At 68.7% G+C, this 15,548-nt stretch carries 14 protein-coding genes; 9 read left to right on the forward strand and 5 right to left on the reverse strand.

Annotated features, from left to right (window positions below):
- Positions 1-48: 48 nt before the first annotated feature.
- Entirely contained in the window at positions 49-963 is a 915-nt protein-coding gene (locus ACIQLD_RS12695) for an ABC transporter substrate-binding protein (RefSeq protein ID WP_402608339.1), read from the forward strand.
- A gap of 62 nt (positions 964-1,025) precedes the next feature.
- Here ACIQLD_RS12695 and ACIQLD_RS12700 read toward each other — a convergent pair whose 3' ends face one another.
- Entirely contained in the window at positions 1,026-2,243 is a 1,218-nt protein-coding gene (locus ACIQLD_RS12700) for an AI-2E family transporter (RefSeq protein WP_402608340.1), read from the reverse strand.
- Positions 2,244-2,305: 62 nt separating this feature from the next.
- Here ACIQLD_RS12700 and ACIQLD_RS12705 point away from each other — a divergent pair, with 62 nt between their 5' ends.
- Positions 2,306-2,605 carry a chorismate mutase gene (locus ACIQLD_RS12705; protein WP_021200128.1) on the forward strand — a complete coding sequence of 100 codons (300 nt, stop codon included), beginning with the start codon at positions 2,306-2,308 and terminating at the stop codon, positions 2,603-2,605.
- 162 nt (positions 2,606-2,767) lie between these two features.
- Positions 2,768-3,934: an ROK family protein gene (locus ACIQLD_RS12710; protein WP_402608341.1), complete on the forward strand. Its 1,167-nt coding sequence runs from the start codon at positions 2,768-2,770 to the stop codon at positions 3,932-3,934.
- Between the two features lie 67 nt (positions 3,935-4,001).
- Here the strand turns inward: ACIQLD_RS12710 and ACIQLD_RS12715 are convergent, their stop codons facing one another.
- From ACIQLD_RS12715 to ACIQLD_RS12725, 3 genes are read right to left on the reverse strand one after another with little or no spacing between them, the layout of a single operon-like run.
- Positions 4,002-4,928, reverse strand: a complete 927-nt coding sequence (locus ACIQLD_RS12715; protein WP_205810450.1) for a carbohydrate ABC transporter permease — start codon at positions 4,926-4,928, stop codon at positions 4,002-4,004.
- A gap of 2 nt (positions 4,929-4,930) precedes the next feature.
- Complete coding sequence (locus ACIQLD_RS12720) at positions 4,931-5,902, reverse strand: carbohydrate ABC transporter permease (RefSeq protein ID WP_402608342.1); 972 nt, start codon at positions 5,900-5,902, stop codon at positions 4,931-4,933.
- Between the two features lie 30 nt (positions 5,903-5,932).
- Entirely contained in the window at positions 5,933-7,177 is a 1,245-nt protein-coding gene (locus tag ACIQLD_RS12725) for an extracellular solute-binding protein (protein WP_402608343.1), read from the reverse strand.
- A 326-nt stretch (positions 7,178-7,503) separates the two neighbouring features.
- On the opposite strand from ACIQLD_RS12725, the gene ACIQLD_RS12730 reads away from it, so the two are divergent.
- From ACIQLD_RS12730 to ACIQLD_RS12755, 6 genes are all read left to right on the forward strand, one after another.
- Positions 7,504-8,400, forward strand: coding sequence for an SIS domain-containing protein (locus ACIQLD_RS12730; RefSeq protein ID WP_402608344.1), 897 nt, complete (start codon positions 7,504-7,506; stop codon positions 8,398-8,400).
- A 24-nt stretch (positions 8,401-8,424) separates the two neighbouring features.
- Positions 8,425-9,417 carry an ROK family protein gene (locus ACIQLD_RS12735; protein WP_402608345.1) on the forward strand — a complete coding sequence of 331 codons (993 nt, stop codon included), beginning with the start codon at positions 8,425-8,427 and terminating at the stop codon, positions 9,415-9,417.
- On the forward strand, positions 9,414-10,358 hold the full coding sequence (locus ACIQLD_RS12740) for a 1-phosphofructokinase family hexose kinase (protein WP_402608346.1): 945 nt from the start codon (positions 9,414-9,416) through the stop codon (positions 10,356-10,358). Before ACIQLD_RS12735 ends, ACIQLD_RS12740 begins: the two co-directional genes overlap by 4 nt.
- Entirely contained in the window at positions 10,355-11,209 is an 855-nt protein-coding gene (locus ACIQLD_RS12745) for a ketose-bisphosphate aldolase (protein ID WP_402608347.1), read from the forward strand. Before ACIQLD_RS12740 ends, ACIQLD_RS12745 begins: the two co-directional genes overlap by 4 nt.
- A complete protein-coding gene (locus tag ACIQLD_RS12750; protein WP_402608348.1) occupies positions 11,209-11,985 on the forward strand; it encodes a DeoR/GlpR family DNA-binding transcription regulator in 777 nt (258 codons plus the stop codon). Before ACIQLD_RS12745 ends, ACIQLD_RS12750 begins: the two co-directional genes overlap by 1 nt.
- Positions 11,986-12,051: 66 nt before the next feature.
- Positions 12,052-12,837 (forward strand): DNA polymerase beta superfamily protein, encoded by a 786-nt coding sequence (locus tag ACIQLD_RS12755; RefSeq protein ID WP_402608349.1) that lies wholly within the window; start codon positions 12,052-12,054, stop codon positions 12,835-12,837.
- A 254-nt stretch (positions 12,838-13,091) separates the two neighbouring features.
- Here ACIQLD_RS12755 and ACIQLD_RS12760 read toward each other — a convergent pair whose 3' ends face one another.
- A complete protein-coding gene (locus tag ACIQLD_RS12760) occupies positions 13,092-15,542 on the reverse strand; it encodes a CHAT domain-containing protein (RefSeq protein ID WP_402608350.1) in 2,451 nt (816 codons plus the stop codon).
- Between the last annotated feature and the right edge of the window lie 6 nt (positions 15,543-15,548).

Genomic DNA, 15,548 nt, shown 5'->3' on the forward strand with positions numbered 1-15,548 from the left:
ACCGTCCCACAGCACCATCCCCGTTGTCCCAGAGAAGAGGAACTCCTCATGTTCACAGCACGTAAGTCACGACTCGCCCTTGCCGGTGGTGCCGCGCTCGCCGCGGTGCTCGTCCTCGGCGGCTGCGCGAACAGCAACCCGCTCGACGCCCCGAGCGAAGGCTCAGGCTCCGGCGACGACACGATCGTCATCGGCTCGCAGGCGTATTACTCGAACGAGATCATCGCCGAGATCTACGCCCAGGCTCTCGAGGGCGCCGACATCAAGGTCGACCGCCAGTTCAACATCGGACAGCGCGACGCCTACATGCCCGATGTCGAGTCCGGCGCGATCGACCTGTTCCCGGAGTACACCGGCAACCTGCTCGAGTACCTCGACAAGGACGCGACCGCTACCAGCCCGGAAGACGTCTACGCCGCTCTGAAGGAAGCACTGCCCAAGGGTCTGACCGCTCTGGACTACGCCGAGGCGTCTGACCAGGACACCTACACGGTGCTGAAGAGCTTCGCCGAGGAGAACGGCCTCACCACGATCGGCGATCTCTCGAAGGTCACGACCCCGGTGACGATCGGTGCCGCGCCGGAGTTCGAGCAGCGTCCGTACGGTCCGGCTGCGGCCAAGGAGGTCTACGGCGTCGATCTCGGCTTCTCGGCCACCGGCCCGACCACGCTCGAATCGCTGCTCGCCGGCGAGATCCAGGTCGCCGACATCTACTCGGCCGACCCGGCGTTCCAGACCGAAGACATCGTGGCGCTCGAAGACCCGGAGAACATCATCCTGGCCTCGAACGTCGTGCCGATCGCCTCGAGCGACGTCGCTGACGAGATCGCCGACGTGATCAACGCGGTCAGCAAGAAGCTCACCGCCGAGGAGCTCGTCGGTCTGAACGTGCAGAGCACGGTCGACCAGAAGTCGGCGGAGGACATCGCCAAGAAGTGGCTGGCAGACAACAAGCTCAGCTGAGTCGTCATCACACAGAAGCGCCCGGGCCCTGAGGGTCCGGGCGCTTCTGCGTTGCGGGTGGGTCAGATCCGGGCGTCCTGCTTCGGGACGAGGACCTGCTTGATGATGATGAGGATCGACGCGGTGACGGGGACGGCCACCAGCGCCCCGAGCAGGCCGAGCAGTGTGCCGCCGGCGAGGGCGCCGATCACGACGAGCGAACCCGGCACCGAGACCGCGCGGTTCATGACGCGCGGGGTGATCACGTAGGCCTCGATCTGCATGTAGACGAGGTAGATGGCCGCGAAGATCAGAGCGGCGATCGGGTTGGTGAACAGCGCGAGGCACGTGCCGAGGATCCAGAACAGCACCGAGCCGACCAGCGGGATCAGCGTGATGCAGAAGGCGATGGCCGCCATCAGTGGAGGGAAGGGGAGTCCGAGGAAGAGGTAGAGCAGGAACGCGAGCGTCGCGTTGCAGAACGCGAGAATCACCATCCCCATCACGTAGCCGCCGACGGAATCGGTGATCTGGTCGGCGATGTCGCCGGCGCGGGCGCGGTCGCGGGCCGGGGCGAGACGCAGCAGACCCTGCTTCATCGAGGGGAGCGAGGCGAGGAAGTACAGCGTCAGCACGAGCACGACGATGGCGCCCGAGATGCTGGTGGCGATCGAGGCTCCGACGGCCAGGGCGCCGCCGCCGATCGTCGCGAGGTTGCCGAAGTCGGTCAGGAAGGACTGCACCTGGGCGACGAGGTCTTGGAACTGGTCGCCGAACTGGGCCTCGAGGGTTGCGTAGATGTCGCTGTGCGTGAAGTCCTTGATCATGCCGGGGACCGACTGCACGAAGCTCACGATCTGATCGATCACCACCGGGACGATCATCCACAGCACGAGGGCGAACACGACGATGAGCGCGAGGATCGTGATGACCACCGAGATGACGCGCGAGAGGCCCCGGCGTTCCAGGAACCGTACGGCGGGGTCGAGTCCGAGTGCGCCGAACAGGGCGAGGGCGATGTAGATGAGCACGGTCGACAGGTTCGACAGCGCGAGGCCGATCACGATCGCCCCGAGTCCGCCCAGTGTCACCAGGAAGCCGAACACGAACGGACGGTCGATGCGCGTCCAGAACGAGCGGCTGGGTGTCGTCGGCTCGATCACGACCGGAACCGGGGCGTCTGCGACGGCGGGGACGGATGCCGGGGCGGCCTTGCGCCGGCCGGTCACCGGCGCGGCGGGAGTCGCGGCGGATGCGGCGTCGTCGTGGGGCGCGGATTCCGGCGACTCTTCGTTGCTCATGTGCTCACGATAGCGGTGCCGTGGATCGAAACCAGGATGTCACGCGGCTCTAGAGTAGGGGCATGACCGCCGCCGAGGACCCGAAGGCCGAACTGCTCCGGCTTCGCGCCACCATCGACAACATCGACGCCGCACTGATCTTCATGCTGGCCGAGCGCTTCCGCGCCACACAGCAGGTCGGGCATCTGAAAGCAGAGCATGAGATGCCGGCGTCCGACCCGAATCGGGAGGAGCAGCAGGTCGCACGGCTGCGCGCTCTCGCCGAAGAGGCGCACCTCGACCCGGAGTTCGCGGAGAAGTGGTTCAACTTCGTGGTGGCAGAGGTCATCCGTCACCACACCGAAGCAGCTGAGAGCCGCTGAGGAGGTGCCGGACGGGCGACGGTGTGTGCAGCACTCGCCCGTCCGGAGCTTTTGCGAGGTTCATTGACCAACTAAGTTCAATGAATAAACTTAGGGAGAGACTACGGATCGCACCACGATCTGTCAACAGCTCGCGACGGACGAGCGTCGGAACGGGAACACATGCTCAGCACGGATGACGGCCTCGACACCCAGGCATCGGTTCGGCGTGCGAACCTGCGCAGGGCTCTGCAGCTGGTCTTCCGCAATCCGGGCACCCAGACCCGTGCGGGCATCGCCAGGTCGACCGGGCTGACGGCCGCCACCGCGTCGTCGCTGGTCGCCGAGCTCATCGAGAACCGGCTGATCGTCGAAGGGGAGCAGGCGGCGAGCACCGGCGGTAAGCGGGCGACCACCCTGAGCGTCGACGCGGGCCATCACCTGATCCTGGTGCTCGTGATCCAGCCCCTTCACGCCGACATCGCTCTCGTGGCCCTCGACGGCACCGAGGTCGACAGTCGCCGTGTGAGCTACACCGTCGAGAACCGCGACCGCACCCTCGACGAGGCGGTGGCAGCCGTGGCGGCGGAGTTCGGCGGACGGCTCCTCGCCGCCGGCGTGCAGCTGCCGGGCACGACGGATGGGCGGTCGGTACTCGAGAGCGTGCAGCTCAAGTGGCAGAACGTGCCCCTCGCCGAGCGGTTCGAGCGTGTGCTCGGAGCTCCCGTGCTGCTGATCAACGACGTCGACGCGGAAGCCATCGCCGAGGCGGGGATGGAGGAGTCGCCGTCCGGTTACCGCCTCTTCATCCATCTCGGCGGGGGTGTCGGTGCGGCGGTCACGCTCGACGGCGAACTGGCCCCCGGCCCCCGAGACCGCGCGGGCGAGATCGGACACGTGCAGGTCGTGTTCGGGGAAGCCGCACGCGCCTGTCGATGTGGGCAGCGCGGATGCCTGGAATCGGCCGCAGCTCTCGGGGCGATGCTCGGCGCCGAGTTCTCCGATGCCATGGATGCGCCGGAGATCCGCGCGCTCGCCGCCAAAGCCGACGAGGATCATCTCGATGAGGGCGCTCGCGCGCTGGCCAGAGCCGTGAAGCTCATCAGCGCGCTGCTCGACCCGATCGAGGTCGTCATCGGTGGGCCGGCGACGGAGCTCGGGCCGCGTTTTCTCGGCCGCGTGCGCCACGAGACCGAGTACCCCGCTCGCGGCACGGCGCAGGTTCCGGTCCGATACGCCGATCCTCGTGTGTCGCTCGCGGCTGGAGCTGCACAGGCCGCCCTGACGTCGGCGCTCGGCGTGCGCTGGAATCCCGAGCAATTGCGCGCGGCCTCCACGTCTCGTCCCTGACCTCCTGACGCACATCCGCCCGACGGGGGTCCCGTCGGGCGGATGTCGAAACGCGGATGTCGTCGGGTTACTTGACGCTGCCCGCGGTCAGGCCGCCGACGAGGCGCTTCTCGATGAGCATGAACAGGATGACCACCGGCAGGATCGCGACGATCGAGACGCCGAACACGTACTGCCAGCTGGTCTCGTACTGACCGACGAACTTGGTCAGCGCGACCGACAGCGGCTGGTTCTTGTCGGTCGACAGGATCACGAGCGACGCCGCGAACTCGTTCCAGCAGGCCACGAAGGTGAACACGATCGCGGTGACGATGCCCGGCCACACGAGCGGCAGGTTGATCTTGAACAGCACGGTGAAGCGTCCGGCGCCGTCGATCTGTGCGGCTTCGTCGACCTCCTTGGGGATGCCGGCGAAGAACGAGTGCATGATCCACACCGCGAACGACAGGTTGAAGGCCGCGTTGATGAAGATCATCGCGATCCAGGTGTCGCCCAGGCCGAGAACGGTGAACTGGCGGAACAGACCCGAGGTGAGCACCGCCGGCTGCAACATCTGCGTGACGATCACGAGGAACAGGAACACCATGCGGCCGGGGAACTTGAACCGTGCCGTGTAGTACGCCGCCGGCAGCGACACCAGCAGCACGAGCAGGGTGGCGAACACGGCGATGACGATGGTCGAGATCAGGTTGTACGGCAGGGGCGTCTCGGGGGTGGACCACATCGAGATGTAGTTCTCCCAGTGCCACTCGATCGGGAGGTAGGTCGGATCGACCGACCGGATCTGCGACTTGGTCTTCACCGAGCCGAAGAACATGATCAGGTACGGCAGCACGAAGATGGCGAGCACCAGGAAACCGGCGACGGTGCGCAGGATCACGCGGGGCAGTGTGACCTGGTCTTCGGTGTAGCGGCGCTTGCGGCCGGGAGTCGGCGGGGTGCGACGACCACGGCCTCCGGCGGTGGTCACGAGCTCGGTCTCGGTCATGGTCATGATCAGACCTCCTTCATGGGCTTGACGATCTTCACGTACGCCGCGACGATCGCGATGACGATGAGGAACGCGACCACCGAGAGGGCGCTCGCGACATCGACCTTCTTCTGCAGCTCGATGTACTTGAAGATCAGGGTCATGATCGTGTCGGCGCCGTAGCCGGGTATCGACCCGGTCATCACCTTCAGGATCGGCAGCGAGTTGAAGACGTTGATGATGTTGATGAGGATCGCAACGGCCAGAGCGCTGCGCAGCTGCGGCAGCACGATCGACCAGTAGGTGCGGGCGGGGCCGGCGCCGTCCATCTTCGCCGCCTCGATCGCGTCGGCCGGGACCGACTGCAAGCCGGCGAGGATCGTGTAGGTCGTGAAGGGGAGCGACACGAAGATCGCGATCACGATCGACCAGGTGAAGGCGGTCGCCGGGTTCTTCGTCCAGCCGTAGCCCACCGCGTCATCGGAGAGCCCGATGTCGTACAGGAACTTGTTGAAGATGCCGAAGTACGGCTCGAGGCTGTAGTAGAACACCATGGTCGTCATCACGACGGATGCGGCCCACGGCACGATCACGGCCATGCGCACGAGCTGGCGCCCGGGGAAGGCCTTGTTCAGGATCTGTGCGAGTCCGAGCGAGATCACGACCGTGAGCGTCACGACCGCGACCACCCACACGATCGTGCGGAAGAAGATCGGCCAGAACTCGGTGAACGTGAAGACCGTGACGAAGTTGTCGAAACCGACCGAGCCCTTGTCGAGGCCCGACAGGGAGATGTCACGCGTCGAATTGAAGAACATCACCCCGGCGGGGAACAGCACGACGCCGAAGATGAGCAGCAGCGCCGGCGCGATCCAGGGCAACGCCTGGAGGAGATCCTTTCCGCCCGGCCTGCCACGCGTGGCATCCGGGGTCTTCGGAGTGCGGGGGCGGCTCTTCGCCGCCCCCGCGAGGTTCGAGGACTCTGTCTTCTGGCTCATTCGGATACCCGAACCTCTCCGTCAGCGGGCTCAGCCCGCGTCGACCTGTGCCTGGATCTCGGTCAGCACGTCCTGCGCCGGCTTCGACTGGATCTGGCCGAACAACGACTTGAACGCACCGTCGGCGGCGGACCACTTCGGGTTCGTCGACGGGTAGAACTGCGCGTCGGGCAGCACGTCGAGGAACGGCTTGAGAGCCTCCTCGCCGGAGAGCTGCTCGGCACCGGACTTGGTGACAGGCAGGAAGCCCTCGGCCTGCACCCACGGCACGTAGACGTCGGCGGAGTAGTAGTAGTCGAAGAACTTGGTGATCGCCTCCTGCTTGTCGCCGTCGTTCTGGAACGCCATCAGCTGGTCCATGACGCCGAGCGTGAAGGGCGAGCCGTCCTTGGTCGGGATCGGGACGATGGAGTAGTCCAGGTCAGGGTTGTTCTCCTTGATCTGGCCGACCGTCGGCGGGAGGCCGACCTGCATGCCGATCTTGCCCTGGATGAAGATGTCCATCAGGGGGGAGCGCTGAGTGGAGCCCGGGTCGGCCTGCGTCGCACCGGCGTCGATCATCTTCTTGATCTGCTCGGCCCCGACCAGGTTCTCCGGGGTGTCGATCGTGATCTCCGACGCGTCGCCGAACGATCCGCCGCCGCCCCACAGCCATACGGCCGCCTCGGCCTGCGCCTCTTCGGAGCCGAGCGGCATGCCGTAGCCGGCGACGCCGCCGCCGAGTGCGGACACCTTGGTGGCGGCATCCAGCAGCTCATCCCAATTGGTCGGCGCCTCGACGCCGGCCTGGTCGAGCAGTGCGTTGTTGACGAACAGCGCACGAGCCGACGCGATGAGCGGCAGGGCGTAGGCCGTGCCGTCGACCTCGGCGTTCTTGAGGAACGACTCCTGGAAGTCCGAGTAGGTGTCGTCGGATACGACGTCCTTCGTCGGGTAGAGCAGCTCATCGCCGACGAAGCCCGCGAAGGGGCCGCCGTTGTAGATGTCGGGTGCCTCGCCGGCCTGGATCTTGGTGGAGACGACCTTCTCGAGGTTGTCCCACGACTGCACCTCGAGCTTGACCTTGATGTCGGGGTTGGCCTTCTCGAACCCGTCGATCACCGTCTCCCAGTTGGCCTTGGTGCCGTCGGAGTAGCTGGGGACGAGGAGGTCGAGGGTGGTCGCTCCTCCCTCATCGCCGCTGTCGCCGGACGAACCGCCGAACCCGCACGAAGCGAGCGAGAGCGTGGCGACGGCCGCAATGGCGGCGGCGCCGAACCGCAGTGACTTCTTCATGTGTATTGCATTCCTCACTGTGATGTCCGAACCCTCGGCGGCAGGGCCGCTTCGGGAGGGGGTGTGGTGCACAGTCGCAAGCACATCACGCGACAGTGCGTGGGTGATCGCTTCGCCGTGAAGCAGCCGCGATCGTTCAAGCCGGGGCTCGGGGCTCTCGGCATCGGCCGGGGTCGACGTCGAGGGGTGGAACTCGTCTGATTATTTGTCAGGAGAACAAACAAATCAAGGTAAAGCTGCTGGTGTTGTGATTCGACGCCATACTATGATCGAATTAAGCTTCAAACAATCACAAGTCTGCAACTTATCGCCAGAAAGGCATCTCGATGACCGAATCGCTGCCCGGCGCACACATGCGCGAAGAGCTCAACTCCCAGCCCCGGATGTGGGCCACGGCCGCAGATCTGACGGCCGAGCAGGCGCTGCTTCCGCCCTCGGGCGCCCGGATCGCGGTCGTCGGCTGCGGCACGTCGTGGTTCATGGCGCAGTCGTACGCGGCCCTGCGTGAGTCTGCCGGTCACGGTGAGACCGACGCGTACGCGGCATCCGAGGCCTTTCTCGACCGTGGATACGACGCCGTGGTCGCCCTCACCCGCTCCGGGACCACCAGCGAGGTACTCGAGCTCGTCGACCGCATCAAGGGCCGCATCCCGACCATCGGCGTGATCGGCGACCCGGATTCGCCGCTCGTCTCGCTCGTCGACGAGGCCGTGCTGCTGCCGTTCGCCGATGAGAAGTCGGTCGTGCAGACACGATTCGCGACCACCGCACTGGCACTCTTCCGCGCGTCGCTCGGTGAAGACCTCTCCGGTTCCATCGCCGATGCCGAGGCCGTGCTCGCCGAGGACGGCGACGACGAGCTGCGCGATGCGGAGCAGTACACGTTCCTCGGTCGCGGATGGACGATCGGTCTCGCCCACGAGGCCGCGTTGAAGCTGCGCGAGTCGTCGCAGTCGTGGACCGAGGCCTACCCTTCGATGGATTACCGTCACGGTCCGATCGCGATCGCAGCCCCCGGCCGCGTCACCTGGCAGTTCGGCGAGGCTCCTGAAGGCCTCGCGGCGCAGGTCGAGGCCACCGGTGCCCGGTTCGAGCAGCGGGCGATCGACCCGCTCGCCGATCTCGTGCGCCTGCACCGCACCGCGCTCGACCGCGCCGTCTCTCGCGGCCTCGACCCCGACCAGCCCCGCAACCTCACGCGATCCGTCATCCTGGATGCATGACGCAACCCGCCGCCGGAGCTGACCATGACCCGAGCTGACGGGACGGACGCCGTTCCCGACGTCGAGCGCGACGCGACCGGTGAGAAGCTCGCTGCGGTGCGCACGCTCGGCGTCGGTGCACCCGTGCTGGCGTTCGACGTCGGCGGCACCGACATCAAGTCGGCGCTGTTCGACGCCGACGGCACCGCCCTCGGGCTGCGCCGCACGCCCACGCCGATCGCCGAAGGCGATCGCACGCAGGTGCTGCTCGAGCGTCTCGAGGTGCTGGCCCGGGAACTCCGTGCCGCCTATCCCGATGTCGTGCCGCAGGCGGTGGGGCTCGTCGTGCCCGGAATCGTCGACGCGGATGCCGGACTGGGTGTCTTCGCGAGCAACCTCGGCTGGCACGACTCGCCGCTGCGCGACCTCGCCGCTGCGCGGCTCGGGCTGCCCGTGGCGTTCGACCACGATGTCCGCGCCGCGAGCTGGGCGGAACGCCGACTCGGTGGCGCGCGCGACTATGCCGATTCGGTGGTGCTCGTGATCGGCACGGGGATCGCCGGCGCGCTGCTGGTCGGGGGCGTCCCGTACACCGCCGGAGGGTACGCGGGCGAGATCGGGCACTCCCCGATCGCGGATGGCCCGATCTGCGCGTGCGGCGCACGAGGCTGCCTGGAGGCTGTCGCCTCGGCCGGGGCCATCGCGCGACGCTACCGCGAGGCGACCGGGATCGCTCCGGACGGGGCGAAGGACGTGATCGCCCGCGCGGCGGCCGGTGACGAGATCGCCGCGGAGATCTGGAACTCGGCGCTCGATGCGCTCACGATGTCTCTGGCTCAGCTCACCGCCGTCGTGGCGCCGGAGGCCGTGGTCATCGGCGGCGGACTGTCACGCGCCGGTGGCGCCCTGTTCGACGAGCTGCGCACGCGCCTGGCCGCGCGACTCAGCTTCCACCGCATCCCGGCGCTGGTCCCTGCCGAGCTCTCCGGCAATGCGGGACTGCTGGGCGCCGCCCTCCGCGCACGGGAGCTCACATGATCCTCACCGTCACCCCCAACCCCGCACTCGATCTCACCTGGCGCGTCGACCGGCTCGTCGAGGGCGGAACGCACCGGGCGGATGCCGGCGCGGCGCGTGCCGGCGGCAAAGGGGTCAACGTCGCGCGGGTCGCGTACGCGGAGGGCACGGAGGTGCTCGCGGTCACCACTGTGGGCGGTCGGGTCGGGGAGGAGTTCGCCGCCGAGCTGCGCACGAGCGGGGTGCCGCACGCCCTGGTGGCGGTCGCTGCGGAGACCCGCCGCAGCATCGCGGTGGTCGACGAGGCGCTCGGCGACACCACGATCATCAACGAACGCGGCCTGAATCCGACCGACGCCGAGTGGGCCGCACTGCTCGCCGAGGTCGTCGAACGCCTGCCGAGTGCGCGCGTGCTGGTCGTGTCCGGCAGCGTGCCGCCCGGTGCGCCGGAGTCGTTGCTCCCCATGCTCATCGCGGTGGGGAAGGACGCCGGAGTGCCGGTGATCGTCGACACCTCCGGGCCCGCCCTGCTGTGTGCGGCCGAGGCCGGAGCCACCGTGCTGAAGCCGAATGCCGCCGAGCTGGTGGAGGCCACCGGCATCGCCGGCCCGGTCGAAGGCGCCCGATCGCTGATCGCGCGTGGCACCGAGCTCGTGCTGCTCTCTCTCGGGGCCGAGGGCATGCTCGCGGTCACCGCGACCGAACTCGTGCACGCACGCCTGGCTGAACCGCTCGCGGGCAACCCGACGGGTGCCGGTGATGCCGGTGTCGCCGCCTGCGCCGTGCTGTACGCCGAGGGGGTGCGAGATCCCGAGCAGATCCTCCGCCGGGCCACCGCCTGGTCCGCCGCCGCCGTGCTCACCCCGCTGGCCGGAGACATCTCGTCGCGCTGGACGGAACTCGAACAACAGCTCCGCATCTCGCATCCCCACCTTGAATCGTTCCGGAAGGACCCTTCGTGACCCTCGTCTCCGCTCGCGACCTCGTCTCCGCCGCTGCCGCAGAAGGCACCGGCATCGGCGCCTTCAACGTGATCCACCTCGAGACCGCCGAGGGGCTGGTGCGGGCCGCCGCGCTCGCCCAGCTGCCCGTCATCCTGCAGATCTCGCAGAACTGCGCCGACTACCATGGCGGGCTCGAGCCGATCGCGCTCGCCACGCTCGCCGTGGCGCGGCGCGCGCAGACACCCGTGGCGGTGCACCTCGATCACGCCGAACGGCCCGAGCTGGTCGACGAGGCCATCGCGCTGGGCTTCGGTTCGGTGATGTTCGACGGCGGCGCCCTGCCGTACGACGACAACGTGGCTCTCACGGCGGCGGTCGCCGCCCGTGCGCACGAGGCCGGTGTCTACGTCGAGGGCGAGCTCGGAGAGGTGGGTGGCAAGGACGGGGCGCACGCTCCGGGAGTGCGCACCGACCCCGACGAGGCGCGTGCGTTCGTCGCGGCCACCGGCGTCGACGCCCTCGCGGTCGCGGTGGGTTCCTCGCACGCGATGACCGACCGCACGGCGTCCCTCGACCTCGACCTGATCGCGCGACTGCACGAGGCCCTTGCGGTTCCGCTGGTGCTGCACGGGTCCTCCGGCGTCGCGGATGCCGTGATCGCCGATGCCGTGCGCGCGGGGATGACGAAGATCAACGTCTCCACGCACCTGAACGGGTTCTTCACGCGGGCGGTGCGCGAGAAGCTCGACGCCGACGAAGGTCTGGTGGACTCCCGCAAATACCTTGCTCCCGCCCGCGAAGCGCTCGCGGATGAAGCGGCGCGGATGCTGCGGCTGTTCGCGCTGCAGCCCGCGGAATCGGTCGCCTGATGAAGCGGGCCGCCCGGCTGAATGCGATCCTCGACCTCCTCGCCGCCAACGGCGAGGTCACCGTCGAAGACCTCGTCGAGCAGTTCGGGGCGTCGTCGGCGACCACGCGCCGCGACCTCGACACCCTCGCCGAGCAGCGCCTGCTCACCCGAACGCACGGTGGGGCCGTGGCCCAGACCGTCGCCTACGAGCTGCCGATCCGCTACAAGAGCCATCTGCGCACGCATGAGAAGGCGAACATCGCGCAGACCGCGGCCGGCCTGGTCGCCCCCGGCATGGTGGTCGGGCTCTCGGGCGGAACCACCACGACCGCCATCGCCGCAGCGCTCGCCGCACGTGACGACCTCTCGGGCAATGGCGGTATCACGGTCGTCACCAACGCCGTGAACATCGCCGCCCAGCTCGCCACGCGCCCCGACATCAAGGTCGTCGTCACCGGCGGCGTCATCCACTCGCGCAGCTACGAACTCGTCGGTCCGTTCGTCGAACAGCTGCTGCGCGGAGTGCGGCTCGACATCGCCTTCATCGGGGTGAACGGGATGGATGCCCTCGCCGGTGCGACCACGCAGGACGAGCGCGAGGCCGCGGTGAACCGGATGATGGCCGAGCGGGCCCGGCGTGCGGTCGTGGTGACCGACGGCAGCAAGCTCGGCGTCGAGGCGTTCTCGGCGGTCGGCGGCGTCGAGCTCTTCCCGACCGTGATCACGGACTCCGGCGCGGACTCCGTGGTGCTCGCCGCCCTCCGCGCGGCCGGCTACGCGGTGCTGGTCGCCTGAGCCCGGACGCTGTCGCGTCCACCCTCATCCGACGCGAAGAAGCCACGCTCCGGCTATCTTCGAGCAATGCGCGCGATTCCGTCATCCCTCGATCCGCTGGTGGTCTCCGAGATCGACCGGCGGCTCTCCGGAGTGTCCGCGGAGCACGGCGTGCGCATCCCGTGGGCGATCGAGAGCGGCAGCCGTGCCTGGGGTTTTCCCTCTCCGGACAGCGACTACGACTGCCGATTCATCTTCGTGCGGGCGCGCGGGGACTACCTCTCGCTGTGGCCCGCACGCGATGTGATCGAGACCCCGCTCGACAAGACGTTCGACGTGAACGGCTGGGACCTGGCGAAGACCGTGAAGCTCCTGGCCAGGGGCAACGCGACCGCGATCGAATGGCTCCGCTCGCCCATCGTCTACACGGGTGACGCCGCCTTTCGAGAGGGCCTGCTGACGCTGGCGGCAGACATCGTCGAACGCGGTTCGATCGCACGTCACTACCTGCACGTCGGGCGTCAGCAGCAGATCGGGGAGACCACCCTCAAACGGTTCTTCTACACGTTGCGACCGGCTGCGGCGCTCCGGTGGCTCGCGGATCACCCGCAGGAATCCGTTCCACCCATGGACCTTCCCACGCTGCTGGTGGAGAGTTCGGTTCCGCAGCCGGTGACGGACGCGGCCGCGGAACTCATCGCGGCGAAGGCGGTGACCCGGGAACTCGGCACCGGCACGCCACCCGCCATCCTCAGGCGGTTCGTGGCGGACGAACTGGAGCGCGCTGAGCACTTCGAGACCATGGCGCCCGAGCGGGATCCCGGTGCGGTCCGCGACATCGCGGATCACTACTTCCGCTCTCAGCTCGGCTGAGTCTCTCGAACCCCGAACACCCCGAGGGCCCCGACGTCCCCAGATCGTCGAGGCCCTCTGAGGGTGGCGCGGCTGCATGCCGCAACGCCCCCGAGCAGATGGTGTCCGTGTCGTGTTCGCGCTCCCCAGTGCGCATGATCCCCAGATCCGACTGCGCCTCCCTCGCGCCTCACCCTTCGAGGCCCTTCGCATGGCACCTTCCGAAGAACAGGAGCGCGCCGCGTCCGTTCTGATACACCGAATGGAGGAAAAGTTCAGAATCCGCCGCCGTGGCATTGGAACGGCGCGCTCAAGCCGGTGTCGACCGCGGCCCGAGCAAGCGCGACGGCCGGTGGTGCACCGGCGGAGAGCCCCGTGTGCACAGCGCTGAGCAGTTCGCCGGCCACGTCGTCGGGAACGGCGACGGGAGCGGCGATGACGCAGTCGGCACCGGCGTGCAGCCACACCCGCGTCATGCCCAATGCCTCTTCTCCCCAGCGCACCGACGAGCGTCCGAGCTCGCAGGCCGAGAGGATCACCGTCGCCGGGACCCGCGGAATGAGATCGACGTCATAGCCGAAGAGGATGCCGTCGGCGAGCTCGAAGCCGGAGAACAGCGGGTTGTCCACTGCGTGCCTGCCGTGCGCGGCGATGTGCAGCACATCGGCGGCTGCGGCGAGTTCGGTGACCGCCCCGACCGTCGCATCCACCGAGGTCAGGGTCTGCGGCGCCACGCCGGCACGTCGCCAGGCCGCCGCCGCACGTTCGACCTCGTCGTCGGCGCGGGCCACGCGCGGGCCGGCAGCGAAACCGATCGTGGCGGGTTGGCCGGCCGGGCGGGCGGATCCGCCCAGGAGACGCGACACGGAAGTCGCCAGGGTGAACGGAACACCCCACATGCCGGGGAGCATCGCCCACGGAATCCCGCCGAGCGCTCCGGGCACCGTGATCGCCCGTCGTGCCGAGGAGGGCGCAGCCCGGAGCGCCGGAGCGAGGAGCTCGGCGTCGAGGATCGCGAGGCGCGAGGTGAGCGCCCGCTCGGTGACATCGCCCATCAGCCCGCCACGGGTCAGGGCGGTCATGTCGAGGTCGGCGCGGAGGCCGTCGAGCGCCGACTGCACCCGTGGCCAGGAGAGATCGACGATGGTGGCACCGGCGGCGGTCGCCACGACCGCATGCAGGTCGGTGCCGGTGAACACGTAGGACAGGACGGCCAGGTCGGGATCGAGCAGCGCCGACGCTTCCACGAGTCCGAGTCGCTCACGCGTGCCGACCGAGCCGGTCGCCGCCCACTGCCGTTCGCGCACACGGTCACGAAGGGCCCGTACCCGCGCATCCGTCGTCCAGTCGGCACCGGCCAGCTCGGCACGGAGCATCCGCAGCGCCGCCAGATCGACCGCGAGGGATTCGTCGTGCGGAGGGCGGACGGGTGCGACCTGCTGGCTGAGGTGGCGCGCACGCTCCGACCACTCGAACAGCACGGCGGGGTCGCGTAGTCGCGCGGCCGCGGAGAGTCCGGCGAACATCAGGTCGCTGCCGTGCATCGCGACCGACGCCTGCAGGTCGAGCGCGCCGAACGACTGCTGCCAGGCGGTGAGCAGATCGAGGCCGTCTGCGGCCGCCCGCAGGGCATCGCGGTCACGGCCGGCAGCTGCGGCGCGAGCGGCGCGCACCTCGTGCGCACGCAAGCGCAGGGGAGTCGGTGCAGCGTCGTCCAGTCGCGGCAGCCGGCCGGAACCGTCACGCCGGGCACTCAGTCGAAGTCCTGTCGCCTCGGTGCGGAAGCCGCCCTGGTCGAGGGCCTTCGCTGTGCGGGCGAATTCGGCGCCGTCGATGGGGCGGTGCGGCTTCGCCCGCTGCTGCGCCTCGAGTCGTACGGCTTCGGCGCGAGCGGCCCACCCGTGGTTCGCGAGTGCGTTGAAGCGTCGGGCGGCGGTGCGGGCTGCGCGCTCGGCGGCGGCGGGATCGTGTCGCAGCAGTGAGCGGGCGAGGTGGAATTCCGCCTCACCTCTGGCCTGCCGCATCCGCTGCGCGCCGAACTGGGCGGCGACCTGTTCGAGCAGCGCCTCGGCCTCGGTCGTGAGGCCCGCGTCGCGCAGCACCTCCGCCCGGTCGAGGTCACTGATCGCCGCGGCGAGGTCGCTGATCGCGGCGAGCTTCGGACGGGAACGGGTCATCAGGGTGAGGGCCGTGACGAGATCGCCCCCGAGCAATGCCGCGTAGCCGAGATTGTGCCGCGCCTCGGCCAGGGGCTCGTCATCGTCGTTCGCCTCGTACACGGCCACCGCGCGCCGCAGATCCTCGACGCAGGTCTCGAGTTCGCGCTGCTGCATCCGCACCACCGAACGGTTCATCAGGCAGTTCGCGAGCTCGGTGGTCTCGTCTCCGATCGCCGTGAGCGTGTCGATCGCGCGGGTCAGTTCGACTTCCGCCTCGGCCAGTCGTCCGCCGTGCATCAGGAGAGTGCCCAGCTGGCCGCTGAGCAGGGTGATCGTCTCTGCGTGAAGGTCTGAGCGACCGAGGGCCTCGCGGCAGAGCTGCTCGGCGGCGGCGGGCTCTCCGGTCTGCGCGAGCACGTAGGCGACCGTGCCGTCGATGCGCGCGCGGAGGTCGGGGTCGTCGGTGCGGGTGGATGCCGCGTCGAGGGCACGGCGCGCCTGCGTGAACCGTCGGGCGTTCGCCGCTTCGACGCCGCGCCGGTGCAGCTCGATCGCGGACAGGGGCATCCCTCC

Origin of the sequence: Microbacterium sp. NPDC091662, assembly GCF_044756705.1 — a bacterium.
In the GTDB taxonomy this organism is placed as follows: domain Bacteria; phylum Actinomycetota; class Actinomycetes; order Actinomycetales; family Microbacteriaceae; genus Microbacterium.